The following is a 24,733-nucleotide window of genomic DNA, read 5'->3' on the forward strand; positions in this document are numbered from 1 at the left end:
TTCATTCAGGTATACATCCTGGATGGCGTTCAGCAGCGCTGCTCCTTCCGCCATAGGGCGCTGGAAGGCTTTACGCCCCGAGATCAGATCCCATACCACCGGCCCTTTTATTGATCACGGCGGTGCGCACGGCTTCTGCCAGATCTGCCTCTCCTTCAGAAGCGCCGCCTGAATTAATGAGCCCCATACGTCCCATATAACAGTTAGCCACCTGGTACCGGCACAGGTCAATCGGGTTATCTGAAGTAAGCGTGGTATAAATGCGCTCATCCAGTTTACCATAGGAAGATGAGCCGGTATTCAGCGCTTTGTAGCCGCCATTTACCACCGGCAGTTTCTGTTTGATAATATCTGCCTGTATGGTTACCCCCAGGTGGTTGGCCTGCCCGGTAAGATCCGCGGCGAGATGATAATCCACATCTTTCTTAAAAGCATCATTACGCAGGTAACACCAGAGAATAGTGGCCATTCCCAGTTCATGCGCTCTTGCAAAAGCGCGGGATACTTCCACGATCTGCCGGTCCGACTGATCGGAGCCAAAATAAATAGTGGCGCCCACTGCCACCGCGCCCAGGTTCCAGGCTTCTTCCACAGTGCCATACATCACCTGGTCAGCCCGGTTTGGATAAGTAAGCAGTTCGTTATGATTGATCTTTACAATAAAAGGAATGCGGTGTGCATAGCTGCGCGCTACAGCCGACAACACGCCAAAAGTAGAAGCTACTGCATTGCAACCGCCTTCAATGGCCAGCTTCACGATATTTTCCGGATCGAAATAAGCGGGATATTTGGCAAAAGACGCGCCTGCACTGTGCTCCACGCCCTGGTCTACCGGGAGTATAGACATATAACCGGTGCCCCCCAGCCGGCCATGGCCAAACAGCTGGCCCAAACTGCGCAGCACCTGCGGATTACGGCTGGAAGCCCGGTAAATGCTGTTCACCGTATCCGGTCCCGGCAGATGCAACAGGTCTTTGCTAATGGTTTTGCATTCATGTTGCAGCAGGGTATGGCTTTCTTTGCCCAGCAGTTCGCTGATTTTTTCGAAGGATAACATAAGCATGACTTTTTGATATACCTAATTTAAGGATTTAATACGGCAACGGCTACCCTCCGTTCAATATGGAGTGGGGCCTTTCGGACGGGGTTGTTCTTCCCTTTCCTCTGTGACCATTTCCGTGCCTTCAAATGCGCCTCCTGAACCATCATGGATAACGGGTTCCGGTTTTATTTCGCTTTCTTTCTCAACTGGCTTTTCTTCGTTGGGATCAATATTCATTTCCATAATAACAAAGGTACTGATTACTTGTAAACAGGTATAAATGTGATGAATACGCCCGGGAATTTTTAACTATTAACCCCGCTCCCTTTTATATATATTTGTTCCCCGGAAAGATTAAAAGACCCAATATGACCCAGATCGCTATTATCCGTCATGGTACCACCTCCTGGAATAAAGCCGGCAAACTGCAGGGCCATTCAGACATCCCACTGGATGAGGAAGGCATTACGCAGGCCCTTAAACTGGGACAGCGGCTCAGCGGCGAAACCTGGGACCTTATTTACTCCAGCCACCTGCTCCGCGCCAGGCAAACTGCCGCTATCATTGCGCAGGAGCTCAACATAGAAAGCGTCATTGAAGACAGCCGCATCGGGGAAGCCGGCGGCGGACTCATTGAAGGCACTACGGAAGAAGAACGTCTTCTCCGCTGGGGCCCCAGCTGGAAACTGATGGACCTGGGCATGGAAAGCAATGAAGCTGTAGTAGCAAGAGGGCTCTCCTTTATGCAGGACCTTCTTTCTGAAAACAGCGGCAAAAAGATCCTGCTGGTAAGTCATGGCAGTTTTATCCGCCAGATGCTGGACGCCCTTCTTCCGCAAATGCACCCTACTCCCGCCATGAAAAATACTTCTTTTACGAGGCTTCAGTTTTCCGATGAAAACTGGAAATGTGAGCTGTTTAATTGTGTAAGCCACCTTGAATAGGATTATATTTGTTGTTCATGAAACTATTACTGATAGAAGATGAACCTGCTGTAGTATCTGTTATTACCCGCGGCCTTTCAGAGGCAGGCTACGAAGTGAGCGTGGCTCCTGATGGCAACAGCGGGCTGCAGATGGCCCTTAATAACCCATCATTCCGGTTGATCATACTCGATGTAATGCTGCCCGGCATGAACGGGATAGAAGTATGCCGCTCCATCCGCAAAGCGCAGCTGGAAGTGCCTATATTGATGCTTACCGCATTGGGAACAACAGAAAATATAGTAATGGGCCTCGACAGTGGCGCCGACGACTACCTGGTGAAGCCGTTTAAACTGCAGGAACTGGAAGCCCGTATCCGCAGCCTTATGCGGAGAAAAAATAATACAGATATACCCGTTCCCGTTACCCCGGCTTCCATACTCAGTATGGCCGACCTGGAACTGGATACAGATACCAAATCCGCCAGCAGGAACGGGAAAAATATCCAGCTCACTGCCACAGAGTACAGGTTGCTGGAATATTTACTGAAAAACCCGAGGAAGGTGCTGTCGCGACTGGAAATACTGGAGCAGGTATGGGGCATCGAATTCAATATGAACACCAAGGTGGTAGACGTTTATATCAACTATCTCCGGAAAAAGATCAATAAATATAACCCGGCAGAACTGATACATACCGTGGTGGGACTGGGTTACATGATCAGGGAAAACAAAGCTGATGAAGATACGCACTAAGATATTGCTGTTGTTCGCGGGGTTAACCATTTCCACGATCCTCATGATGAGTGGGCTGGTGTATTATTTCACCAACCAGCACTCTTTCGAGGATTTCTACAAACGGCTGGAAATACGCGCCTATCTTACTGCAAAAGCTACCCTTCCCTATTATGAATCCGATTCCATCATCTATAACGAGATCCGGGAAGAGCACCTGGAAAAACTGCCTGCTGAAAGGGAATACTTTCTCCAGGTAGCTGCCGACGGCACTATACATAAGGATGAACAATTAACGCTCCCTCCTTCTTTTTATCAACAGGTGCTCAATGAAAGCAAGGCCACTCACCGCGAAGGCGACCGTTTCTACGAAGGCGTACTGTATAAAAGCAAACAGGGTCTGTATATCGTTATTGTATCTGCCATCAATAAATACAATGTAGAGTACCTCAGCTGGCTCCGGAAAATCCTCCTTATATGCTCTGTGGCCTCCAGCGTGATCCTGGTGGGCGCCGGTATCTTCTTCTCCAAATATATTTTAAAACCTATCCGGCAAATGATGGTGCAGGTAAAAAGCATCAGCTCCCGCAACCTGCACCTGCGGCTAAACGTAGAAGAAAGCGGCGACGAGATCAATGACCTGGCGGGCACCTTCAATAATATGCTGGATCGCCTGGAAACTGCCTTTGAAACGCAGAACAACTTTGTAAGCAATGCTTCGCATGAACTGAGCACACCGCTTACAGCTATTATTGGTGAAGCAGAACTGGCGCTTAATAAAGAACGCACCCAGGAAAAATATATCTACTCCCTGCAAAATATACTGCATGAAGCCGGGCGGTTGGAACATATCACCAAAAGCCTGCTGCACCTGGCGCAAACCGGTTTCGACGGTAAAAAACAGGAATGGGGACAGATCCGCAGCGATGAGCTTTTATTCACGGTAAAAAACACCATCGATAAACTGCATCCCGGTAATAAAGTAGAAATCGACTACAGCCTTTTTCCTGAAGAAGAAGAAAAACTGGTGATACCGGGCAACGAACAGCTGCTGGAACTGGCCCTCAGCAACATTGTAATGAATGCGGTGAAATATTCCAACAATGAACCTGTATCCATTGCGCTCGCCGCTACAGAAAAGAAAAATATTATTATCGTAAAAGACCAGGGCATCGGTATTCCACCGGAAGATCTGCCCTACATCTTTTCCCCATTCTTCCGCGCTTCCAATACCGGCCGCTTTAAAGGATACGGGATCGGGCTTCCACTGGCCATGAATATTATCCGTATGCACAAGGGAGACATCATTGTAAACAGCCGTGTGAACCAGGGAACCGAGATCAGGGTGGAGCTTCCACTGTAGGGATCGCTTTCTTACCAAATTCTTACCACATTCTTACTACCTTTTAACGCTGCTCTTACTGGTTACTTATTTCACAACAATAATTTTGTTGTTATAAAAGCTACCAGATATGAAAAATATACTCATACCAACAGATTTCTCCATCCGCTCACTCAGTTATGTTCACAACATTGTAGCACAACATCCAGGCGAGCAGGTTAACATTATATTAATGCACGCGCTGGAAATGCCCGACTCTTTATTTGACCTGATGACATACACCCGTAACAGCAGGCATATAGAGCTCATTTCGTCCGACTTCCAGGATGGCTGCGAAATTATCCGTAACAAATATTCTTCTTCCATTAACCAGCTGAAGATTGAATTCTTTCATGGCAATACCCGTGCAGCATTACGCAATTTCCTGCTGGCACAAAATATTGACCTGATCATCCAGCCTGTTGATCATGAATTTAATGCCCCTTCAAAAAGAAGCTACAATCCGGAAAAGCTGATCAGCAAATGTAACTATCCAAAGATGAAGATCCAGCTCCAGAGAAGGAAATACGTGGTAGACAGGTCTACCATCTCAGCGCTATTGCTGCCAACAGAATAAAAGAAAGGTTATGTTACTCAAGAATAATATCCCCTTAAAATATGTTTTTGGTAAAATTAAGGTAGAGATCCTGCTGGTGACCATCTACTCACTGGCCATCAATATACTTTATTACCAATACGATTTCACCAACATGGCGATCCCGATAGCGGTACCCATGGTGCTGGGAACGGTATTATCACTATTGCTCGCATTCAGATCGAACCAGGCCTACGACCGGTGGTGGGAAGCCAGGACCATCTGGGGGGCCATTGTAAATGATTCACGCTCACTGACAAGACAGGTTCTAAGCTTGATGGATGCTACTTATCAGTCGGAAGACCTCACTCTTTTCCAGGAGCGTTTTGTAAAGCGACAGGCAGCATGGTGCCATAGCCTGGGACAATCGTTACGTAAGACAGATCCGCTCAAAGGTGTAGACAGATTATTATCAAGAAGGGAATTAAACTATGTGATGAGATATGACAACGTACCGGCTGCCCTGTTGTTTTTACATGGAAAAGACCTGAAATATGCCATGGAGCAGGGATGGATCAACCAGTACCAGCAAATTGCCCTGGACCAGACCATTACAAAGCTCTGTGACTCCATGGGAAAATGCGAACGTATTAAAAATACCGTGTTCCCGGCCACTTACAGTCTTTATACACACTTTACCGTGATCTTCTTTATACTGTTATTGCCATTTGCCTTAATAGATGTGCTGGGCTTTATGGAAATACCACTAGTGGTAGCCATTGCCTCCTCTTTCCTGCTGATTGAAAAAATGGCGATCAACCTGCAGGACCCGTTTGAAAATAAACCTACAGATACACCGGTAACAACTATTGCCAGGAATATTGAAAAAGACCTCCGGCAAATGTTGCACGAGCAGGAGATCGAAAACACGCAGGAAGAGCAGGTGCCTACACCCTCTTACTACGTACTTTAAAGCTGATTTGTGTTTAAGGCGCCCTCTCCAAAAAGGGCCGTAATTTATAGCGTTAAGACAAAGGCTCCGGTATCAACCGGGGCCTTTTCTTTATAATGTAGCCCACCTTCCTGATCCCACAAGAGCTAAGCAGGCAGCAATAGCCGGCCACATCTACAGCGTAGCTAATTCTTTTTTTGATAACCATACCCATTTGCGGATGGTTCGCCGCACATAACGCGGATGCAGGTCGAGTTCCTGCCCTGTTTTTTCAAACTGAGCCCGCGCTTCACTTTTCCGGCCCTGTTTCTTTAGCAGTAACCCGTAATAATACATCGCCTCCAGTGAATGGTGCACACGGATTATTCTCTGGTATTCTTCTTCCGCCCTGGCTGTTTCCATTGTTGCTTCCAGCGCGCGGGCATACATCAGTTCATCATCTGCCTTACTCATCCGCACGCCCCTGAATGTATTCAGCTTATCGAAACTTACAATACTGGCCGCATACTGCCCGTTCAGGAACTGCCACCGCGCCAGCTGTAAAATAATACCGGGATCCTTGGTGAAGCTGTTGGCGCATTCCAGGGTGAGCTCAATGGCTTTATCGTATTGCTTTTGCTGGGCATAGGCATCTGCCAGCTGCATTTTGTTGGCAACGGTATCGGATATACGCACCCGTTTTTCCCATTCCCTGATCCGCCCGTTGGGCGACAGGAAGCGCATCAGGCTTTCGCCTGTATTGCCGCTGGTTATACCCGGCAGAATTTCCCGGATAAAATATACCACTATCCCTATTACAGGTATAAACAGGATAAAAAATAACCACTCCCTGCTCCTGCCCGATCTGAGAACATGTACAACACATACAATCTGCAGTATAATAACAAGATAATAATAGTCACTCCAAAATGGGAACATAGCGTGTCAGCAACCAGGGTTAAGAAAACTGATTCCCGGCAAAAATAATGAAATAAGATAATTTGTGGTTCGGGGCTTAAAAGGATAATCCTGAAGGAGATGTTAAAAATAAAATACGTCCGCCGCCGGTGAGCCGGTCCGGCTCACACCACACAATGAGACTTTACAATGAAGGAATGAGATGTTTTATCGAAAAAACATCCGCTTAACCTTCTATTTTTGCTCCCACCGGTTTCCCGTCTATGCTAGCCGGCTATTCCATAAATGAGATAAAGATGAGATGTAAACTTCCGGCACTGGCCTTATTCGCTTTTCTGTCAGGTATTCAACCTTCCATAGCCCAGCAGGTGCGGGCCAATATTCCCGGCGACTTTGCAGATCCTTCCATTATCAGGAAGGGAACCAGCTACTATGCCATAGGCACTTCCAGCGAATGGGGGCCTCATTTTCCCATCTTCCGGTCGAACAACCTGCAGCAATGGGAACAAACCGGGTTCTTGTTTGATAAAGCGCCTTCCTGGACTACCGCTTCCTTCTGGGCGCCTGAATATTTCTTTCATAATAATACCTACTATGTTTATTATACCGCGAAAAGAAAATCGGACGGCGTTTCCTGCATAGGCGTAGCCACCTCTTCTTATCCGGATCACGGCTTCAAAGATCATGGCATCATCATAGCACATGGCAAGGAAGCTATTGACGCCTTTGTGTTTAACGACAACGGGCAATTGTACATTAGCTGGAAAGCCTATGGCCTCGATAACCGGCCTATTGAAATACTGGGCAGCAAACTTTCCAATGACGGACTTTCACTTGAAGGCCAACCTTTCACTTTACTGAAAGATGATGCCCGCAACGGCATGGAAGGGCAAAGCATCTTAAAAAAGGATGGCTATTATTATCTCTTCTATTCTGCAGGTAATTGCTGTGGCGTATCCTGCAGTTACCAGGTACGGGTAGCGAGGGCAAAAAACATCACCGGCCCATACCTGGAAGAGGGCGCGGATAATCCTGTGCTCACCGATAGCGGCAACTGGAAATGCCCTGGACATGGCACTTTCGTACAAGACAAGACCGGTAACGATTTTTATATTTATCATGCTTATAACAAAGCCAGCAATGTATTCACCGGCAGGGAGGCGCTGATTGCGTCATTGTCGTGGAAACCAGACCAGTGGCCGGAACTGCACCCTGTTCCTGTTAGCGGCAGCAACAAAGAAAATATTCATCTCCATTACGACTTTTCCAGGACTACCGGGGAAATTTTCTGGCAATGGGATTTTAGGAATATGAGGCCCGTATTCCGGCAAAAGGATGGGGCGCTGCAATTATCCGGGACATACAACAGTGATCATCCTGCCGGGATAGCGCTTACCCTCCGTCCTTATGCAGCGGCTTATGAAATCACTACAGCGGTAACGAACAATAACAAGGCCGGCAAAGGACTGGTTATTTATGGAGATGTATCTGCCGCCGCAGGTATTGCGGTTCGCAATGATACTGTTGAGTTCTGGGTGATAAAAGATGGCAAAAGGAGTATACCCGGCAAACAGAAAATTGCTGCTGCCAATGTTCCTGTATACCTGAAAATGGCAATGCTGCCAGACTTCACCTGCAGGGTATACTGGAAGCAACAGGGCGGATGGGAAGAGCTTACCCCGGGTAAAAAAGCCTATCCCGTTAATTTCCTTCCACCGTGGGACCGTAGTCCACGCCCGGGATTGAACTTCCAGGGCATGCCCGGTGAAAATGCCGCATTCTCCTTTTTTGACATCAGGTACACAGATGAAATACCGCAATAATAAAATTACACTGGAATGAGAAAACAAACTTTAGCCACGTTATTGATGATACTGTTCACTTCCCTTGCAGGTAACAGTCAAACCTATACGAAATATGTGAACACCTTTATAGGCACGGCGCCAATGACGGATCCTAAAATACTCGGCTATGAGTTACCGCAGGGCTGGAGATCATGGGCCGGGCTTACCTTTCCCGGAAGCTCGCTGCCCAATGCCATGGTGCAGTTAAGCCCTATGACTGAATATGGCTCCGGGGCCGGTTATGAGTATGAAGACTCCGTGATTTACGGCTTCACACATACCAATAAGGGGCATTGGAACCTGTGTAATATTCCTGTGCTGCCGGTTTCAAACCCGGGTGAAAAATTCGGTTCCCGCTTCTCCCATAAAAAAGAAAGCGCAGCGCCCGGCTTCTACCAGGTGTACCTGGATGATTATAATGTGAATGTAAACCTTACCTCCACATTAAGATGCGGATATCATCAATACGAATATAAAAATAACGACAACCGCCAGATCCTTTTCGACCTGGCAAAGGCCAATAACAGGGTAAACGGCTGGAGCATTGAGCAGGTGGGCAATTCAGCGGTGCAGGGCTACCAGCAGGCCGGCGGCAGGATCTACTTCTACGCGGTGCTTAACGCCGGTATTGAAAAACTGGAAAAGAAAAATGAGGGAAAAAGCGATGGCTTTGCGCTGGTGCACATAGCCAATAGCAATAAAGGACCGGTAGAACTGAAAATAGGCATATCGTTCGTAAGCTCAGAAAACGCCAGGGAAAACCTGGAAAAAGAAATCGGCAACAGGTCTTTCAATGATATCCGTAAAGCGGCTACGCAGCAATGGGAAAAGCTGTTGTCATCCATCCAGGTAAAGTGCGGCACCAGTAAGCAAAAAGAGATGTTCTATTCCTGTCTTTACCGCTCCTTCCTGTGGCCCGCACTTCGCAGCGATGTAAACGGCCAGTATACAGACGCCAAACGGAACGTGGTAAAAGCTGATTTCAATTATTACACCGAGCCGTCTTTATGGGATACCTACCGCAATAAGGATGTGCTGTTAGGGCTTATATCGCCGCAGGTAACACTGGATGTTATTAAATCGATGAAAGATGTGGGAGATAAAACCGGTTTTATTCCCACTTTCTTCCATGGGGATCATGGTTCCTCCTCTATTGCAGGGGCTTACCTGAGGGGCATTGATGATTTCGATATAAAAGACACTTACAGGATACTGCTGAAAAACGCCACTGTAGAAGGGGGCGCCAGGCCATTTATCAAAGAATATATGGAGAAAGGGTTTATCAGCGATCCGGACGTGACTAACCCCCACGTAGAAACGAAAGGCAGGGCCGGCGTATCCAAAACGCTGGAATATTCCTACGACGATTACTCCGTTGCACAGATCGCAAAAAAACTGGGGGATACGGCCAATTACCGTATGCTGATGGCGAGATCGAAGAATTATAAGAACATGTTTGATCCATCTACCCGGTTTATGAGGGGAAAACTGGAGAACGGAGATTGGATTCAGCCCTTTAATCCACAGTATCCCTATTATGAGTACATGTACCGCGAGGCCAATGCGTGGCAGGTATCCTTTTTTGCCCCACATGATATGCCGGGCCTCATAGCGTTGTATGGCGGCCCCCGGGGCTTCGAATCAAAACTGGATTCCCTGTTCACCGTTCCCTGGAACCCCAGCTATATTGCCAGGAATGTGGAAACGATGATTGGCCAGTACTGCCACGGGAATCAGCCCGATCATGAAGCGCCTTTCGCCTACTATTTTATCGGCAAGCCTGAAAAATCACAAAAAATCATTGACACTATCTTAAATACATTATACGGCATCGGTGATAATGGCCTGGCCCTTTGTGGTATGGACGATGCAGGGGAAATGTCGTCGTGGTATGTATTCAATGCACTGGGGCTGTATACTTTTTCCGCTACCGATCCTGAATACCTGGTTACCGTTCCGTTGTTTGATGAAGTGAAATGGAGAACCAGCAACGGCAAGCTGCTCACTATATCCAAACCGGGTAAAGGCCGGAACTTAACTGCCATCAAAGTAAATGGCAAAGACAACAAAGGGTACTTTGTGCCGCACGACCTGTTTAAACAGGGAGGGAACATAGAAATTATTACGAAATAAGTTACTGCTGCCGGGCCCTCGTTTTACAATCCGGGCCCGGCAGTTTTTTATCAGTAATCCTGCACATCAAATTTCCTGTCTTTATAATAGAAATGTTTGTCCTCCTCCCCGATGGGACGCACTACGCGGCAGGGGTTCCCTACCGCCACCACGTTGGCAGGAATATCCCTGGTTACCACGCTGCCAGCGCCTATCACCGCGTTATCGCCAATGTTAACACCAGGATTTACAACGGTGTTCCCTCCAATCCAGACATTGTTGCCAATAGTGATGCCGATCCCGTATTCATAGCCGGAGTTCCGTGAGTCGGGATGGATAGGATGCCCGGCGGTGAACAATGAAACGTTGGGGCCAAACATAACGTTATCGCCAATACGCACTTTTCCCACATCCAGGATAATGCAGTTATAGTTGGCCATGAAGTTATCTCCTACTTCGATATGTTTGCCATAATCGCAATGAAATGGCGCCAGTATCAATACATTCTTACCGGCTTTGCCGAGAATGTTTCTTATATACTGTTCTATTTTTTCCGTTTCATCCGGCGGACAAAGATTATACTGGTAGATCCTCTTTTTATTTTCCAGCTGTTCTTCCGCCAGTCCATCCATCCAGGCTTTGTAAGGCAGGCCGGCCAACATTCTTTCCTTTTGATTCATAGCTGATTACTTTTTGTGAATTTATATGTTTTGGAGAGAGTTACAAACGCCCTGCAAAAACAGGCCTGATACCGTTAGCAATTTCATCCGGCATTGTTTGATAAGCCCTCTCAATATTGAGGCCCTTCCCTAAGCATGGCCCCGCAATATTTCCCGATTGCGTAAATGAATTTCCTGATCGTGAAAACCAGTAGTATGCGGGCCTCATATCTTTGATCGCCGTAATCCAACCATAAAATATGCACAAACATTTACTATTGCTATTATACATTCTGTTACAGGGGCCATGGCTTTATGCCCAGGATAAAGCAAACATAACAGGGAAGGTAACCACCTCTGACGGCCAGCCTGCTGCTGCTGTAACTGTAGTTCTGAAAAACACCCGGCGCAGCGCCACTACCAATGAAGCCGGCAATTTCATTTTCCGCAATATGGAAGCAGGCCGTTATGAACTGGAAATATCCCTCACGGGCTATCAGCCGGTAACCCGGGAAGTAACAGTGGAAAAAGAACAGCCGGCGTATGTTGTCATTACGCTCAGTATTCCTGTAAAAGCCTTACAATCTGTTACTATCACGGCCAATAAACACCGGCTTACACCGGTTAGCAGTGAATATGTAGCAAAGATGCCATTGAAGAACATAGAAAACCCGCAGGTATATACTGCCGTTACCAAAGAATTACTTCAGGAACAGGTGGTGGTAAGTTATGCAGATGCAATTAAGAATGTACCTGGTGTAGTGATGCAGCTGGAGAACAACAGCGCAGGCGGTACCGTTACTTCCAGGGGATTCTCCACACAATCTTTTCTCCGCAACGGCGTACCTGGTAATATTGGCGGCGGCACTATTGATCCTTCTAACATCGAAACACTGGAAGCCATTAAAGGGCCGTCCGGCACATTGTATGGCAGCAGCTTTGTTTCCTTTGGCGGGTTATTTAACCGGGTTACCAAAAAACCATTCGATTATTTCAAAGGCGAAGTAGGATATACCGCCGGCAGCTATGGGCTCAGCCGCTTTACCACTGATGTAAACACTCCGCTTAACAGGGAAAAAACGCTGCTGTTACGTGTAAATGCCGCCAAACATAATGAAGCCAGTTTCCAGGATGCAGGCTTTAAGAACTATGTTTTCCTGGCGCCTGTGCTCACCTATAAAATGGATGATAAAACTACGCTAACGGTAGATGCAGAATATCGCAATGAAAAAGGCAACAGTTTCTACCGCATGTTCGCAGACGGCTCTTATGCCACAGGTGTACGCAGTCCGAAGGATCTTCAGCTGGATTTCCGCAAACGCTTCAGCGGCGATGATATCACCACTGCCAACACAGCCGCCAACCTTTATCTTACACTGGACAGGCAGCTTTCCACACAATGGAGCAGTCATACCAATTTTACTTACCTCAGCTCCACTGCTAATGGTTTAAGCGGGTACCTGAGCATGAAACCCGGCAACGATTCATTGATCCGTAATATGAGCCACACGGAATACAACAATGCCAATGCTATTGATTTCCAGCAGAATTTTAACGGCGATTTTAGTATTGGCCGTATGCGGAACCGTTTGGTAGCCGGCATTGACATCTACAGCGCAACTACCAGGTCCAGCGGCTCTCCCACACTTGCATTTGATGTGATCAGTGCTGTGAAGCCCGGCGCGGCATACACCAGGCTAACCCGGCTGGCATTACTGGACCGCTTTAAAGAAATGGCCTATACCAAATCAGTAGCCCGGCAAAACATCTACAGCGTGTACATGCAGGATGTATTGAACATCACAGATCGCTTCCTGGCAATGGTTGCTGTGCGCGTTGACCGATTTGATAACCACGGCACCCAAAATATCACCCGCGATACAACTACCGGCAAATATGCACAAACAGCGGTATCGCCGAAGTTTGGGCTGGTGTACCAGGTAATAAAGGATCAACTTTCCCTGTTTGCCAACTATATGAACGGGTTCCAGAATATTGCACCTGTACTGCAGCCCGATGGCACCTTCAGCAGGTTCAAACCCAGTCAGGCGAACCAGTGGGAAGGCGGCGTTAAGGCCGCCCTGCTCGATGGCAACCTGAATGGAAGCATCAGCTACTACCGTATCAATGTAAGCGATATTACCCGTATGGATGTTCCGGAACGCCCCACTTATACTGTACAAAACGGCACCCAGTACAGCAGGGGTATAGAAGCAGAGATAACAGCTACTCCGTTTAGAGGCTTCAATATTGTAGCCGGCTATGCGTATAACGACAGCAAAATACAAAAGAGCAATCCTGCTATGGATGGCTTACGCCCTGTAAGTGCAGGTCCTGCGCATACCGTGAATACATGGCTTAGTTACCGCCTGCATAGTGGTGCGTTAAAAGGAGTTGGCCTGGGCCTGGGCGGAAATTATGCGTCGGACAATAAAGTGATCCTGAGTACTGCCGGTGAGTATGCGTTGCCCGCATATACCGTATTAAATGCCGCACTCTCTTACGACAAGCCACGGTTTTCAGTGGCTTTTAAGATTAATAATATCAGCAACCAGGATTATTGGGTGGGATGGAGCACTACCATTCCGCAAACGCCGCGTAATTTCAGCGGCAATGTTGCAGTGAAGTTTTAATCTGTCGCTAATTATAAGAAGACGTCTCATTCAACAATGAGGCGTCTTTTATTTTAAGGCCGCCGACAGCGTCTTCTGCAGATCGCTCCAGGCGCCGCCATTATACACATGCTTAAAGCCTCTTTCTTTCAGGATATTCTCCGCCTTCACACTTCTGAGCCCATGCGAGCAAACGGTGATATAGGTTTTCGAGGAATCAAGCTCCACATATCTTTCCCGGATAGTACCCAGGGAAATATTTATGGACCCTTTAATGTGCCCCGTTTCAAATTCCTGCGGCGTTCTTACATCCAGGATAACAGCGCCTTCTTTAACGAGCTTATCAAGGCCATTGTCCAGTGTGCTATACCTGTAAACCCGGTAGCTCATGTAGATAACAAGCAATACGCTTCCGGCTATGATTAAATTTCTCATATAAATTATTTAACAGAACAAAGTGCGCCTATCTGAAATAAGGCCTGTTGGCAAAGGGTGAAAACGGCCAGGGAATAACTATGAAAATAACGATCAGCGCAATGGCATACCATACCAGCATTGTTTTAAATTTCCCGTTGTCTGTTGGCTTTCGCTTTGCCAGTGCTGAGCCGATGGTAATAAGTACTATGGAGAAAAGCATCAGCGTGCTATGGATCATACCAAAGAACAACATATCAGATGATTTTCTGGCTGTACTGAAGTTGTTCAGAAAATACCTGATAACGGGACTATGAAAGTAGAACGTAATACCAATGAACAGTTGAATATGTGCAATGGTGGCCGTCCAGTGACGGGTCAGGTTATCTGCTTTTGAAAATGTTGCCCGGTTGAAATACCCTTTAGCTGCTCTGAACACCGCATAGATCAGGCTGATAAGCACCAGCCACCGGAACAGGGAATGCAGGAATGTAAGTGATTGATACATGTTAATGACGGCTTTACCGTTTTTTTAAAAACATTAAATAGCAGGGCCTGGAGAAAAACCAGGAGGCAAAGACCGGATTGCACAGCACATCCGGCTGATGATAAGCGAGCCTGTAGTAATGCCGGTACGGCTTATATACCAGTAGTATAATTATTATGAGAACCGGTGCAATGCGTGTGGCAACAGGGCTGCCGGCCATGCAGATGTTTCCCCGGGATGAATATTTGTATCCATGTTTTTGAATTTTTATCAGTATGCCGCAAAGATAAATCAAAAACATACTAACTAGTATGTTTTTTTAGATAAAAATATTTTGCTGCCTGAGCGGGAAGTTCAGCGGGTTATTTATTTTAATGTTTTAAGGTAGGACTGCAGTTGTTTAAGGTAGATAAGATAAACAGCTTTACTGTTTTCGAGCTTGCCCAGGTTTCGTATTCCCCAGTATCCCGACATGATAAAAATGGCCACTTCTTTGCCACTCACAGTGTTTTTTACAAGCTTTTTCTTTTTGCCATTTTCAATAGTATCAACAATAGCCTGCTCCCATTGGGCTGCCAGGTCATTCAGTGCCTTATTGAAATCCTTATTCCAGGCCATTTCCTGGGTAAAGTTGGATGCAGGGCAGCCGTATTCAACCTTCAGGAATTCGTTTTCCATCAGGATACTGTACATCATTGCATAAATATCATCCAGAGGATTACCTCCCTGCTGAAGCGGGGTAATAAAGGTATTTCTGAAATTGGGCTTCAGTAACTCATTGATGATAGCTACACCCATTTCATCTTTACTTTTAAAATGATGATAGAAGGCGCCCTTAGTAACCTGTGTGGTCGCTAAAATTTCATCAATGCTTGTTGTCTGGTAGCCTTTAACATATATCAGTTCAAAAGCCTTTTGCAGGATATTTAACCGGGTAGCTGCTGCCTTCTTCATAATTACTGAATGATATGTTCAGCAAAAGAACAACATTATTCATTTTCCGGCAACTCCATCTGTAAATTTGAGTATAATGGGCGTAACGGCTTTACCTCCGCCGCTTCACATCCTGCCCCTTCCTGGTATATAATACTATAGCCGGGCACGGAGGGTGCAGATCCTGGAAAACTTTAGCATAGGCAAAGGCAGACAGCGGGCAATTGGCAACATAGCTATAGCTTACCTCCACCTCATCTATAAAATATTGTATACCTCCGGAACAGGAAAGCAAGCTATTGGAGCCCCATCCCCGGGGGAGCTCCTTATTCAGAAAATCTAAAACAAAATATTCCCTTCCGGGATTTACCGGGTCTCTCAGATCAAAGGTGTAATGTTCAATAGGTTTAAACTCATCTTTAACAACATATTGCTTATTTAACGCAAGGTGCCTGTCCTTCCAACGCGCTTTTATAGTTACTTCCTTCAGTTTTTTTGTTTTGGGTATAGTATCTGGCGGATGTTCCTGCGCCATTGCTACCAGGGGTAACAAAAACAGACCAAGCATAAATATTGCACGTGTCATTATATCCAACCGGTTTTTAGGTTAAAAACATATAGCGTTCTTATATAACTACACATAGCAGCCAGATAAAGTACGCTCCTCTATGTAAAAAAGTGGCTGGCGATCAGGCTGTTGACCAAAACGCTCTCATAGTAATATTCCTGGAATCAAAAATTACAGGGCATTTTCACCCCCGTAAAACCGGGCAATAATTTCAAAAAAAATGTTCACCGGTGTACTTTCAGGCGAATACCCCCCGGCAGGCAGCGCAGCATGGAATGGGCAACTGAAGCTGAAAAAAGACGCATTTTCTGTATCTGCCGCTTTTCGCCTTGTTTTTTTACTACCTTAGACAATACAAATATGGGCTTCACCCGGCAGGGAATTGAGTGAAGGCCACTTAGCCCGTATTTTACCAATATTTTTTTGTTACAGAAATGCAGATAACATGAAAGTCATCATAAAAACATCATTAATAATCCTCTTTTCCTTAGCAATATTAAATTGCAGCGCGCAAAAAAGCACTTCATTTAAACCCAGAGTAGTTTACAAAACGGATGATCTGCTTATAACCCAGATTTCCAAAAACTCGTTTGAGCACACTTCGTATTTACAGACCCAGGATTTTGGTAACGTTCCTTGTAACGGTCTGATTGTAAGTAATAGCAATGAAGCAATTATTTTTGACACACCAACCAGCGACAAAGGTTCAGAAGAATTAATTAAATGGTTAAAAGATACACTTCACTACAAAATAAATGCGGTTATTCCAACTCACTTCCACAACGATTGTTTAGGTGGGCTAAAAGTATTTGACAAGTATAATATTCCTTCCTATGCTTATTTTAAAACAATAGATTTCGCCAGGGAAAATAATTTTCCCATTCCCAAAAACAGTTTCAAAGATCCCTTGATCCTCAAAGTGGGTAATCAATCCATTATTGCAAAATTCCTGGGGGAAGGTCATACAAGAGATAATATAGTAGGCTATTTTCCAAGTGAAAATATAATGTTCGGTGGTTGTTTAATAAAAGAGCTCAATGCAAATAAAGGTTATTTGGGAGATTCAAATGTAGACGCCTGGTCCGATACAGTTGAAAAAATTAAAAAGGAATTTCCAAACGTAAAAATTATTATCCCGGGCCACGGAGAATACGGTAACAAAAAATTACTAGACTATACAATTAAGTTATTTAAACCTGAAAAGTAGATTTTCCGTTATACACTTATGGTATAAGATCTTTAAAATCGTAAAGCCTGCTCTAATCAGCAGGCTTTAATTTTTCCCGGCAGTACTCCCGCTTCACATGCTAAAGGATATGCCTACCTGCAATGACTATACGCAGTTGATAACGGGTAGCGGGATACCTCCAGGGGATTGCGTATTAACGAAATTTTTCTATAAAAAAAAGTAAAACAAATTTTTTTAGAATCAATTCGTTTTATACTTTCGCGGCATGGAGAGTTGGCAGAGCGGTCGATTGCGGCAGTCTTGAAAACTGTTGACTGTAACAGGTCCCGGGGTTCGAATCCCTGACTCTCCGCAAGTAGTTAAAGCCTTTGGACGTTGTCTGAAGGCTTTGTTGTTTTAGGAGCTTTCGGCTGTCTTTTCATAAATGATTCTGACTGTAACAGGTCCCGGGGTCTCTCCGCAAGTAGTTAAAACCTTTGGACGTTGTCTGAAGGCTTTGTTTTTTAGGAGCTTCCGGCTGTCTTTTCGTAAATGATTCTGACTGTAACAGGTCCCGGGGTTCGAATCCCTGACTCTCCGCAAGTAGCTAAAGCCTTTGGACGTTGTCTGAAGGCTTTGTTGTTTTAGGAGCTCCCGGCTGTCTTTTCATAAATGATTCTGACTGTAACAGGTCCCTTTCGGCTGTCTCATCCCTGCTCGGCGTCACATTTTTACATGGCTTTTCCGTAAATTTAAATATGAACATATTCTTTGAAGGACCAGTATTATGGTCACAGATAGACGCCAATATGCACCTACGCCACTCAGCTTATGCCGACTTTGCTGCACAGGCGAGGTTAAGCCTCCTGGAGCAGGTAGGACTTACCGCAGTTCAGTTTATACAGCAACAACTTGGGCCTATTCTTTTCCGGGAGGAGCTGTTTTATCACAGGGAAATCAGCCCTAACGACAAAGTGCGGGTGAGCTGTGAAATGACCAAATGCCGGTCAGACGGCTCCCGCTGGTCTATCAGGCATGAAATTTTCCGGGGCGACGGCACAAAATCCGCCACTATCCTGGTAGACGGCGCATGGATTGATACCCGTAAACGCAAGCTTACAGGGCTTCCTCCTGAGCTCATGGAAAAATTCAAAGCCATTCCCCGCAGCGAAGATTTCGTAGAAGAAGCGTAGTTTGTCTAACTCAGGATTATGATGATTTCGGTGACTACGCTGATTTTATTTTAGAGTTTGAATATATTTTTGAGAGATGCTAGCGAATCCGCTCACATTTTCTTTAATTAATTACAAAATTCAAAAAAACAAAATCACCGAAATCATCATAATCCTGAGTCAGACGAAAATCCGCTCCCTTATCTCGCCGTAAGTGGCTTTGCCAGTTTATCAGATTCCAGCGCTTTAATAAACGGCAACTGGTTTTGCAGATACACCCTCGTGGATTGCTCCAGGTAATTGTCCAGCTGGAAGAATTTTGCTGCCCTGGTGGCCCCCAGCAGCTTGTTAAACTTCCGGAAATACCGCATCTGTAACCGACCGAACTCCAGGTCATTATTAATGAACTGCCTGGTAAGTGAGTTCATTTTCTTCTCATCAATAGAGGAAAACTCCTCATTGTACATCTTCAATAACGCAATACGCTCCGTTAACCACGGACTTTTCTCCGTTTCATATTCCAGGAATGCAGATTGAAACGCCCGTTCCTCTAAAGGAGAAATCTTCAAAAAATCATTCAACAACGATTCTTTGTTCTTGCCGAAAATTTGTGTTACAAGATCCTCATTAGGCAAAGTGGCTACTGCGGGCGTAATTTGGGCCGTTAACCGCCAGGCAGCACCCAGGATCATGAACAAACAGATAAGCTTTTTCATGCACTGAAAATTTAGGATTAATGGCAGGTTCAGCCACAAGCCTTTGCATTCAGGTGGTAACGGACACCAGCTCGGAACGGTGTAGTAAAATAAAAAGCAGGTGTGGGTGCCCACTATATTATGGCAGCGAATCTACCGTCTTATATAAACAATACTCGGCTATAAATGGTTGCAGATGATACCAAATAATAAAAAGGCCGCCTGAAAGCGTACTTTCAGGCGGCCCGGTTAAAAAGAATGGATCTAGTTCAGGGACTGCTGGTTGGATTTCATAAATGCATCATATGCTTCTTTTGTCCAATGTTGATAATCTTCCAGATTAATGCCCAGTCGCTCATCCCGCTCTATTTCCTTATACTCCCGGCTGTCCCAATAACCTTTTGCCAATGATTCTATATTACGGGAAACCGTGGCAGATGCTACTTCGTAATCGTCAGGATAACTCTTGTAGTTGCCAATTGCCAATACCTGGATTTCTTGTTTTACTGCTTCCTTGCTTTGCTTTGCCATGGTTAAAATTTTTAGTTCAACCATTTGAAAACAAAAATGGTTCCTGTGTGCTGTCAACCGCAGGCTTTTTAAGATTTCATTAACTTAAAATTATGTTAACAGGGTCATGGCCGGGAATACGTCACCACGTCTATACCCACGCCGTTAGGGTCTTGTATGGCAAAATGCCGGTCGCCCCACGGCTCGTTGCGGATCGATATCTTTATCTCAACTCCTTTGGCCCTGATCGCCTCATATACTTTGTCCACATCATCTACCTCAATGGTCAGGTATACCCCTTTCCCATTAAAGGCCGTTTTAAACAAGGGCTGCTGCGACGCATGCTCCGGCAGTAAAAAACTGATCTCCGCCTGTTTATCCGGTGTATGCAGCAACAGGTAAAATTCGTTTTCGAACGACACGCCAAAGTTTAATATCTCGGTATAAAATTTCCTGCTCTCCGCTAATTTAGCAGTAATAATGCCTGCATTCAGTTTCATTTTGCCGGTTTTTTCCTGTGAATAAATATTGGATATAAAAAAGAAGAAAATAAACGCTAACAGCCCTCTTTTCATATAGGTTTCAGTTTTATGACAGCAAAGTTAGGGCTGCTGCGAAACCATAAATTGTAAAAAACGGACAACTTACTTACGGAACACCTTAGCGGGCGTAAGGCCATAAAGACTTTTAAATTCGCGGATGAAGTGAGCCTGGTCGTAATAACCGGCGTCGAGGTACAGCTTGTTCTTCCGGATATGCAGGGGGGAATGGGTGAATTGCAGGATCTTCTGAAACCTTACCACCTTACTGAACGCTTTTGGCGTATCGCCGATATAGCACTCAAACAGGCGTCTCAACTGGCGGGAACTGATTCCCGGGGGCAGCTCCTTCTCAAGAGTGATCATTCCTGCCTGCTGAACGATCAGGTCCACCGCTTCCAACAGGCGATTATCTGCCGGCAATGCTTTACTGATATGTGCCAGCAGGAAGCTATCCAACAAAGATCTCAACTGAGGCATACCTGTTTCTTCATGAAAACGGTCTGCCAGGAAACGGGCTATCGCCGGCGCTACGCTGTCCAGGGCAGTAGCCTGCCTGCTTAATTCAGCAGCATTTACCGGGAACAAGCGGGGAAACATGCCCGGTAAAAACCTGATGCCAACATAATTAAAATTCCCTTCCAGGGGGAAAGAGGTATAAGCATCGCTGAACCCCATGATAAAACTTTGCCGCGGATCATGTAGTTCAAAAAAGATGTCCATACAGCCATCCGCCACCACCCGGTAATGGAAAGGCGCCGTAAGTGCGCAGGTGGTATTGAGTTGCCAGTAACAGTAAATATACTCCTGCAACCGGAGGTCCGGTAAAAATTCCCGGTACACAACCGTTTCTTCCGGCTGCGCTGCAAACGGCTGCACAGGCGCATATGAAGTACGAATATGGGTAATGGGTGTCATTCTCCGTTCAAATCAATATGCAATTATAACATAATTGCCCTGATATACGCACTTCCATAATTACCCCATTTACCAAGCACTTTTGAAATGGATTCGGAAAGCCCATTATTATCTACGGGCTTCCCTTTTACCGGCGGCTTCAGCGCTTCTTCTCTGATATCATCAACCAACACTTTGGTCGCAAACCAGGTGATATGCTCATGCGGCAAGGCTACCCCCAGGATCATACCAGGAAGACCACTAAACGATTCCGGACCGCCCGGCGTAACAATCGCATCCGTATAAAATGCCACTACATAAATAGAATCCATGATAATGGCATTTGCACGCCGGCAATCAAACCCGGCGATGTTACGGGTTTCATCAGTGATCTTCCAACGGATCTGCCGCATTGAATCCTTTACCAGGTACATCTGCTCAAATACCTGCTTCTGTGAAATACTCTGCATACTGTCCAGCCGGGAATACACCACGTTTATTTCTGCCGGGGCTGATTCCCATATCGGCTTCTTGTTATCAGGATTCTCCCTGCCTGGTTTATACAATGATGTCTGACGTGAAAATGAATAATCGAAATAAGTGACCTGGTATTGCGACATTCCCTTTTTCAACATATCTGTCCATGAACTTTCCTGTCCCTTACTCTGTTCATCCATACGGGCAAACAGGTTCACCCGCTTCTCAAATTCTATCCGGCCCTGCTCTAAAAATGTGGTATGCTGCGCCCGGGCAGGAAAAGCCACGGCTACATATAGTATAACGGTCAGGAGCATACGAATTTTCATACTGGTATTTTTCATAAAACTATTGTTTAGGGGCGCCGGCGCCTAACTTGTTAAAGTTCCAGATAAAAGACAACAGGCCATAACGGCCGATAGTACTGTATGTCCGCTGAACGATAGTATTCGTTTGCATTGATCTGCTGAAACCTATATTCTGGTTGAGGATATCATTCACAGAGAAATTAAGCTGCACCAGTTCCTTCTTTCCAAACTTTTTCGCCACGTAAGCATTCAGGATAGCGACATTATTGTTGGTGGTAAACACAGGTGTTTTCTGGCGGATATTATAGTTCATATCCGCATGCAATACAAATTTAAGCGGCAGGAAGAAGCTCACATTGGGTGAGATACTATAGGTCCAGTATTGGGTACGTAATGCTTTATTCACAGAGGATACGCTGTTGTTAAAATTAGCCTCCGCCTCAAAGGAGTACTCATATTTCTTGTCCTTGTACTTATTCACATTAATACCCAGTCCTGCATTGGAAGAATTTGTGACATTCAGCAACCCATTCACATAATTTACGTTCCTGTTCAGTCCACCGTTGGTATTTGCCCCCACTCTCAGGTCCCATGGGTTTATCTTCCAGCCTACATACAAGTTAAACCGGCCACTCCTGTTTCCATCCACATTCACTGCCTGGCTGGTACTTACACCGGATGTATCCACCACACTCCTGTCGCTGATGGCGTTGGTGGTAGATTCAAACGACACCGACGCCCAGATGCTCCTGCCTGTCATTACCTTAAAATCGGAAAAATTAATATTGAAATTATTATTGAAAGATGGTTTTAATGATGGGTTACCAATCTGCAGGTTAAGCGGATCATCATTCACGCGGATAGGTTGCAGCTGCTCAATGCCAGGCTGACGGGTATAACCGTTATATTCCACGGTAAGGCGGCGCTGCTGCGAAAAACTATACCGGAACATCGCCCGGGGATACCAGTTAACAAAATCGCGCTTCACTTCGTTATTCCGGAACATATCTTTCTGGCTGAAACTGGTAAGTCCCACGTTGCCGCCTATATTAATACGGATCTTATTTTTCGTATAGCCATAACGGATACCACCTTTGTGGGTCAGTATGTTAAAAGCATAGTCGTTACTGTATAAAGAGTCCAGGTCGCTGTATTTACCATCGGTCCGTTTGTTATAGGAGTTCCTGTTGGAATGATTGTTATCTATGTTAATGCCATAGTTAAACAACAGGGAAGACGACACCGACAAAGGCTCTGTATAAGTAAGATTGCTGATAATGCTGATGCTTTCATTATTGGTAGTTTTAAGCTGATCAATATTCTGTACAGAATCCAGCTTCCCCTGCTTATAATATTCTGTATAGGCATCCAGCATTCCTTCCCCGTTGGTCCTGGAATAATTTTCCGCAAGGTCTAGCGACAGGGTGCGTCCTTTCTTCTTCAGTTTCTTACGCCAGAGCAAATTGGCGTTCATGCTTCCAACGTCCGATACATTCGAGGTTTTACGTTCCCCGCGGTTTACCACCATATCATTCAGCTCCATACCGCTGGAGCTGAGCATATTGGATATTTTGTGATCCAGGCCCCCGTCTACCTGTAACTTGATGGAAGAAGTAGAATCAAACTGCCGCTCATAGCTGCCATTCAAACGGTTCCTGAGAATGTTGTTATGAAAATTTTCTTTGGAATGATTGTAATAGATAGTATCCTGTAAGATATTCTGCGACATGTTCTCACTGTTCCCATCTATATACAGCTTCATTATTTTATAGTTGCCATTCACATTCTGCCGGTCCCTGTCCCATTTATCTGAATAGTGCAATCCTCCGGTTTGTACCAACGGGTATCCGTCTCCCCGGTAACGGCCATCCCAGCTATCCAGCTCATCTCCCCGGAAGCTAAACTCCACATCGCCATCATCATTGAAAGAAATCTCCCCGTTGCCGGAGCCGAATTTCTCCCGGTCGCCCCAATCCAGCCCTACCTTACCGGTGTTGGACACAATGCCAAAGGCAGCCAGCTTCTTTTTTCCCCGGAATATATTCAGCATACCCTGGCTGTCGTGAAAGCCATTATCACCAGCACCTGCTGCCACTTTTCCAAAATAGCCGCGCTTCTTATCTTCTTTTAGCTGGATGTTAATGGTTTTCGACCGCTCCCCATCATCAATACCTGTAAATGCAGCCTGGTCACTTTTTTTATCATACAGTTGAACCTTATCCACCATATCCGCCCGCAGGTTCTTGGTAACCAGCGTAGGGTCATCTCCAAAAAATTCTTCTCCATCTACCAATACCTTTTTTACCGTTTCCCCCTGGGCGGTAATTTGTCCTTTACCATTTACCTGTATACCCGGCAGTTTCTTCAGCAATTCTTCCACAGACGCATTGGGGGCGGTTTTGTAGCTGTCGGCGTTGAACTCTGTAGTATCCCCCTTCATTTTTATGGCAGCTACCTTTTGCTGTATCACTACTTCATGCAATAAACGGGATTTCAGCGTCAGCATAATTTTATCCAGTTCTAACGTGGAGGTGTCCGACAACGTTAACGGCTCTACGTAATCCGCAAAAGCAGGGTAAGTGATCATCAGCAGATATTTTCCTGCCCTGAGGTTCTTTAATTCAAAATGCCCTTTCTCATCGCTCCTGGTAAATTTATATAAAATGGAATCTTTTGCCTGTAGCAGCGCTACTACTGATCTGGATAACTGCACGTGATTAAGTGTGTCTGATACATTACCCTTAACGGAGGCATGCTGCGCCAGGCAGCAATGCATAATGACCATACAGAGAATCAGTCCTGATAGTTTCTTCATTTGTGGAGTATACAGGTTATTGGGTACAGATGCTATGAAATTAAAATTCCATAATAAAA

The 24,733-nt window shown here is 45.6% G+C and carries 24 protein-coding genes and 1 tRNA gene; 11 read left to right on the forward strand and 14 right to left on the reverse strand.

Features of this window, described 5'->3' with window-relative positions; translation table 11 throughout:
- Positions 1-70: 70 nt before the first annotated feature.
- Positions 71-1,057, reverse strand: a complete 987-nt coding sequence (locus tag ABIE50_RS26270) for a class I fructose-bisphosphate aldolase (protein WP_354028187.1) — start codon at positions 1,055-1,057, stop codon at positions 71-73.
- Between the two features lie 60 nt (positions 1,058-1,117).
- On the reverse strand, positions 1,118-1,285 hold the full coding sequence (locus tag ABIE50_RS26275) for a hypothetical protein (RefSeq protein WP_185937385.1): 168 nt from the start codon (positions 1,283-1,285) through the stop codon (positions 1,118-1,120).
- Between the two features lie 125 nt (positions 1,286-1,410).
- Here ABIE50_RS26275 and ABIE50_RS26280 point away from each other — a divergent pair, with 125 nt between their 5' ends.
- The 5 genes from ABIE50_RS26280 to ABIE50_RS26300 all read left to right on the forward strand — a co-directional run bounded on the left by ABIE50_RS26280 (position 1,411) and on the right by ABIE50_RS26300 (position 5,588).
- The gene (locus ABIE50_RS26280; protein ID WP_209865519.1) at positions 1,411-1,986 is read left to right on the forward strand and encodes a histidine phosphatase family protein; all 576 of its coding nucleotides are present in this window, start codon (positions 1,411-1,413) and stop codon (positions 1,984-1,986) included.
- Positions 1,987-2,003: 17 nt separating this feature from the next.
- A complete protein-coding gene (locus ABIE50_RS26285) occupies positions 2,004-2,720 on the forward strand; it encodes a response regulator transcription factor (RefSeq protein ID WP_209865522.1) in 717 nt (238 codons plus the stop codon).
- Positions 2,704-4,062: a HAMP domain-containing sensor histidine kinase gene (locus tag ABIE50_RS26290; protein WP_209865525.1), complete on the forward strand. Its 1,359-nt coding sequence runs from the start codon at positions 2,704-2,706 to the stop codon at positions 4,060-4,062. Before ABIE50_RS26285 ends, ABIE50_RS26290 begins: the two co-directional genes overlap by 17 nt.
- 109 nt (positions 4,063-4,171) lie before the next feature.
- A complete protein-coding gene (locus ABIE50_RS26295; RefSeq protein ID WP_142687741.1) occupies positions 4,172-4,657 on the forward strand; it encodes a hypothetical protein in 486 nt (161 codons plus the stop codon).
- Between the two features lie 10 nt (positions 4,658-4,667).
- Positions 4,668-5,588 carry a bestrophin family protein gene (locus ABIE50_RS26300; protein WP_209865529.1) on the forward strand — a complete coding sequence of 307 codons (921 nt, stop codon included), beginning with the start codon at positions 4,668-4,670 and terminating at the stop codon, positions 5,586-5,588.
- Between the two features lie 153 nt (positions 5,589-5,741).
- Here ABIE50_RS26300 and ABIE50_RS26305 read toward each other — a convergent pair whose 3' ends face one another.
- Positions 5,742-6,353 (reverse strand): tetratricopeptide repeat protein, encoded by a 612-nt coding sequence (locus ABIE50_RS26305; RefSeq protein WP_209865531.1) that lies wholly within the window; start codon positions 6,351-6,353, stop codon positions 5,742-5,744.
- 407 nt (positions 6,354-6,760) lie between these two features.
- Here ABIE50_RS26305 and ABIE50_RS26310 point away from each other — a divergent pair, with 407 nt between their 5' ends.
- Together ABIE50_RS26310 and ABIE50_RS26315 are read left to right on the forward strand one after the other, a co-directional pair.
- Positions 6,761-8,287, forward strand: coding sequence for a glycoside hydrolase family 43 protein (locus ABIE50_RS26310; RefSeq protein ID WP_209865534.1), 1,527 nt, complete (start codon positions 6,761-6,763; stop codon positions 8,285-8,287).
- 15 nt (positions 8,288-8,302) lie between these two features.
- Positions 8,303-10,441, forward strand: coding sequence for a GH92 family glycosyl hydrolase (locus ABIE50_RS26315; RefSeq protein WP_209865537.1), 2,139 nt, complete (start codon positions 8,303-8,305; stop codon positions 10,439-10,441).
- A gap of 50 nt (positions 10,442-10,491) precedes the next feature.
- Here ABIE50_RS26315 and ABIE50_RS26320 read toward each other — a convergent pair whose 3' ends face one another.
- Entirely contained in the window at positions 10,492-11,100 is a 609-nt protein-coding gene (locus tag ABIE50_RS26320) for a sugar O-acetyltransferase (RefSeq protein ID WP_209865540.1), read from the reverse strand.
- Between the two features lie 239 nt (positions 11,101-11,339).
- On the opposite strand from ABIE50_RS26320, the gene ABIE50_RS26325 reads away from it, so the two are divergent.
- Entirely contained in the window at positions 11,340-13,712 is a 2,373-nt protein-coding gene (locus ABIE50_RS26325; RefSeq protein ID WP_209865543.1) for a TonB-dependent siderophore receptor, read from the forward strand.
- Between the two features lie 48 nt (positions 13,713-13,760).
- On the opposite strand, the gene ABIE50_RS26330 is transcribed toward ABIE50_RS26325, so the two are convergent.
- From ABIE50_RS26330 to ABIE50_RS26345, 4 genes are all read right to left on the reverse strand, one after another.
- On the reverse strand, positions 13,761-14,126 hold the full coding sequence (locus tag ABIE50_RS26330) for a rhodanese-like domain-containing protein (RefSeq protein WP_354028188.1): 366 nt from the start codon (positions 14,124-14,126) through the stop codon (positions 13,761-13,763).
- 28 nt (positions 14,127-14,154) lie between these two features.
- Positions 14,155-14,613, reverse strand: a complete 459-nt coding sequence (locus tag ABIE50_RS26335) for a hypothetical protein (RefSeq protein ID WP_209865546.1) — start codon at positions 14,611-14,613, stop codon at positions 14,155-14,157.
- Between the two features lie 345 nt (positions 14,614-14,958).
- On the reverse strand, positions 14,959-15,546 hold the full coding sequence (locus tag ABIE50_RS26340) for a TetR/AcrR family transcriptional regulator (protein WP_209865549.1): 588 nt from the start codon (positions 15,544-15,546) through the stop codon (positions 14,959-14,961).
- 91 nt (positions 15,547-15,637) lie between these two features.
- Positions 15,638-16,111 carry a hypothetical protein gene (locus tag ABIE50_RS26345; protein WP_209865552.1) on the reverse strand — a complete coding sequence of 158 codons (474 nt, stop codon included), beginning with the start codon at positions 16,109-16,111 and terminating at the stop codon, positions 15,638-15,640.
- Between the two features lie 427 nt (positions 16,112-16,538).
- On the opposite strand from ABIE50_RS26345, the gene bla reads away from it, so the two are divergent.
- From bla to ABIE50_RS26360, 3 genes are all read left to right on the forward strand, one after another.
- The gene (gene bla / locus ABIE50_RS26350; RefSeq protein ID WP_209865555.1) at positions 16,539-17,300 is read left to right on the forward strand and encodes a subclass B1 metallo-beta-lactamase; all 762 of its coding nucleotides are present in this window, start codon (positions 16,539-16,541) and stop codon (positions 17,298-17,300) included.
- A 249-nt stretch (positions 17,301-17,549) separates the two neighbouring features.
- A tRNA-Ser gene (locus ABIE50_RS26355) sits at positions 17,550-17,634 on the forward strand.
- Between the two features lie 385 nt (positions 17,635-18,019).
- Positions 18,020-18,454 (forward strand): acyl-CoA thioesterase, encoded by a 435-nt coding sequence (locus tag ABIE50_RS26360; RefSeq protein WP_209865557.1) that lies wholly within the window; start codon positions 18,020-18,022, stop codon positions 18,452-18,454.
- Positions 18,455-18,633: 179 nt separating this feature from the next.
- Here the strand turns inward: ABIE50_RS26360 and ABIE50_RS26365 are convergent, their stop codons facing one another.
- The 6 genes from ABIE50_RS26365 to ABIE50_RS26390 form a co-directional block, all read right to left on the reverse strand.
- Entirely contained in the window at positions 18,634-19,149 is a 516-nt protein-coding gene (locus ABIE50_RS26365) for a hypothetical protein (protein WP_209865559.1), read from the reverse strand.
- A 243-nt stretch (positions 19,150-19,392) separates the two neighbouring features.
- Positions 19,393-19,659, reverse strand: coding sequence for a hypothetical protein (locus ABIE50_RS26370; protein WP_142687727.1), 267 nt, complete (start codon positions 19,657-19,659; stop codon positions 19,393-19,395).
- Between the two features lie 104 nt (positions 19,660-19,763).
- A complete protein-coding gene (locus tag ABIE50_RS26375; protein ID WP_209865562.1) occupies positions 19,764-20,213 on the reverse strand; it encodes a VOC family protein in 450 nt (149 codons plus the stop codon).
- A 69-nt stretch (positions 20,214-20,282) separates the two neighbouring features.
- Entirely contained in the window at positions 20,283-21,095 is an 813-nt protein-coding gene (locus ABIE50_RS26380) for an AraC family transcriptional regulator (protein WP_209865565.1), read from the reverse strand.
- A gap of 23 nt (positions 21,096-21,118) precedes the next feature.
- Positions 21,119-21,880, reverse strand: coding sequence for a GLPGLI family protein (locus ABIE50_RS26385; protein WP_209865567.1), 762 nt, complete (start codon positions 21,878-21,880; stop codon positions 21,119-21,121).
- Between the two features lie 19 nt (positions 21,881-21,899).
- Entirely contained in the window at positions 21,900-24,674 is a 2,775-nt protein-coding gene (locus ABIE50_RS26390) for an outer membrane beta-barrel protein (protein WP_209865569.1), read from the reverse strand.
- Positions 24,675-24,733 lie beyond the last annotated feature (59 nt).

The sequence above is a fragment of the Chitinophaga sp. OAE865 genome (assembly GCF_040546735.1).
In the GTDB taxonomy this organism is placed as follows: Bacteria; Bacteroidota; Bacteroidia; order Chitinophagales; family Chitinophagaceae; genus Chitinophaga; species Chitinophaga polysaccharea_A.

Coding starts and splice junctions, on each gene's coding strand:
- ABIE50_RS26270 (WP_354028187.1), bottom strand. CDS start 1,057: ATGTTATCCTTCGAAAAAATCAGCGAACTGCTGGGCAAAGAAAGCCAT.
- ABIE50_RS26275 (WP_185937385.1), bottom strand. CDS start 1,285: ATGGAAATGAATATTGATCCCAACGAAGAAAAGCCAGTTGAGAAAGAA.
- ABIE50_RS26280 (WP_209865519.1), top strand. CDS start 1,411: ATGACCCAGATCGCTATTATCCGTCATGGTACCACCTCCTGGAATAAA.
- ABIE50_RS26285 (WP_209865522.1), top strand. CDS start 2,004: ATGAAACTATTACTGATAGAAGATGAACCTGCTGTAGTATCTGTTATT.
- ABIE50_RS26290 (WP_209865525.1), top strand. CDS start 2,704: ATGAAGATACGCACTAAGATATTGCTGTTGTTCGCGGGGTTAACCATT.
- ABIE50_RS26295 (WP_142687741.1), top strand. CDS start 4,172: ATGAAAAATATACTCATACCAACAGATTTCTCCATCCGCTCACTCAGT.
- ABIE50_RS26300 (WP_209865529.1), top strand. CDS start 4,668: ATGTTACTCAAGAATAATATCCCCTTAAAATATGTTTTTGGTAAAATT.
- ABIE50_RS26310 (WP_209865534.1), top strand. CDS start 6,761: ATGAGATGTAAACTTCCGGCACTGGCCTTATTCGCTTTTCTGTCAGGT.
- ABIE50_RS26315 (WP_209865537.1), top strand. CDS start 8,303: ATGAGAAAACAAACTTTAGCCACGTTATTGATGATACTGTTCACTTCC.
- ABIE50_RS26320 (WP_209865540.1), bottom strand. CDS start 11,100: ATGAATCAAAAGGAAAGAATGTTGGCCGGCCTGCCTTACAAAGCCTGG.
- ABIE50_RS26325 (WP_209865543.1), top strand. CDS start 11,340: ATGCACAAACATTTACTATTGCTATTATACATTCTGTTACAGGGGCCA.
- ABIE50_RS26330 (WP_354028188.1), bottom strand. CDS start 14,126: ATGAGAAATTTAATCATAGCCGGAAGCGTATTGCTTGTTATCTACATG.
- ABIE50_RS26335 (WP_209865546.1), bottom strand. CDS start 14,613: ATGTATCAATCACTTACATTCCTGCATTCCCTGTTCCGGTGGCTGGTG.
- ABIE50_RS26340 (WP_209865549.1), bottom strand. CDS start 15,546: ATGAAGAAGGCAGCAGCTACCCGGTTAAATATCCTGCAAAAGGCTTTT.
- ABIE50_RS26345 (WP_209865552.1), bottom strand. CDS start 16,111: ATGACACGTGCAATATTTATGCTTGGTCTGTTTTTGTTACCCCTGGTA.
- bla (WP_209865555.1), top strand. CDS start 16,539: ATGAAAGTCATCATAAAAACATCATTAATAATCCTCTTTTCCTTAGCA.
- ABIE50_RS26360 (WP_209865557.1), top strand. CDS start 18,020: ATGAACATATTCTTTGAAGGACCAGTATTATGGTCACAGATAGACGCC.
- ABIE50_RS26365 (WP_209865559.1), bottom strand. CDS start 19,149: ATGAAAAAGCTTATCTGTTTGTTCATGATCCTGGGTGCTGCCTGGCGG.
- ABIE50_RS26370 (WP_142687727.1), bottom strand. CDS start 19,659: ATGGCAAAGCAAAGCAAGGAAGCAGTAAAACAAGAAATCCAGGTATTG.
- ABIE50_RS26375 (WP_209865562.1), bottom strand. CDS start 20,213: ATGAAAAGAGGGCTGTTAGCGTTTATTTTCTTCTTTTTTATATCCAAT.
- ABIE50_RS26380 (WP_209865565.1), bottom strand. CDS start 21,095: ATGACACCCATTACCCATATTCGTACTTCATATGCGCCTGTGCAGCCG.
- ABIE50_RS26385 (WP_209865567.1), bottom strand. CDS start 21,880: ATGAAAATTCGTATGCTCCTGACCGTTATACTATATGTAGCCGTGGCT.
- ABIE50_RS26390 (WP_209865569.1), bottom strand. CDS start 24,674: ATGAAGAAACTATCAGGACTGATTCTCTGTATGGTCATTATGCATTGC.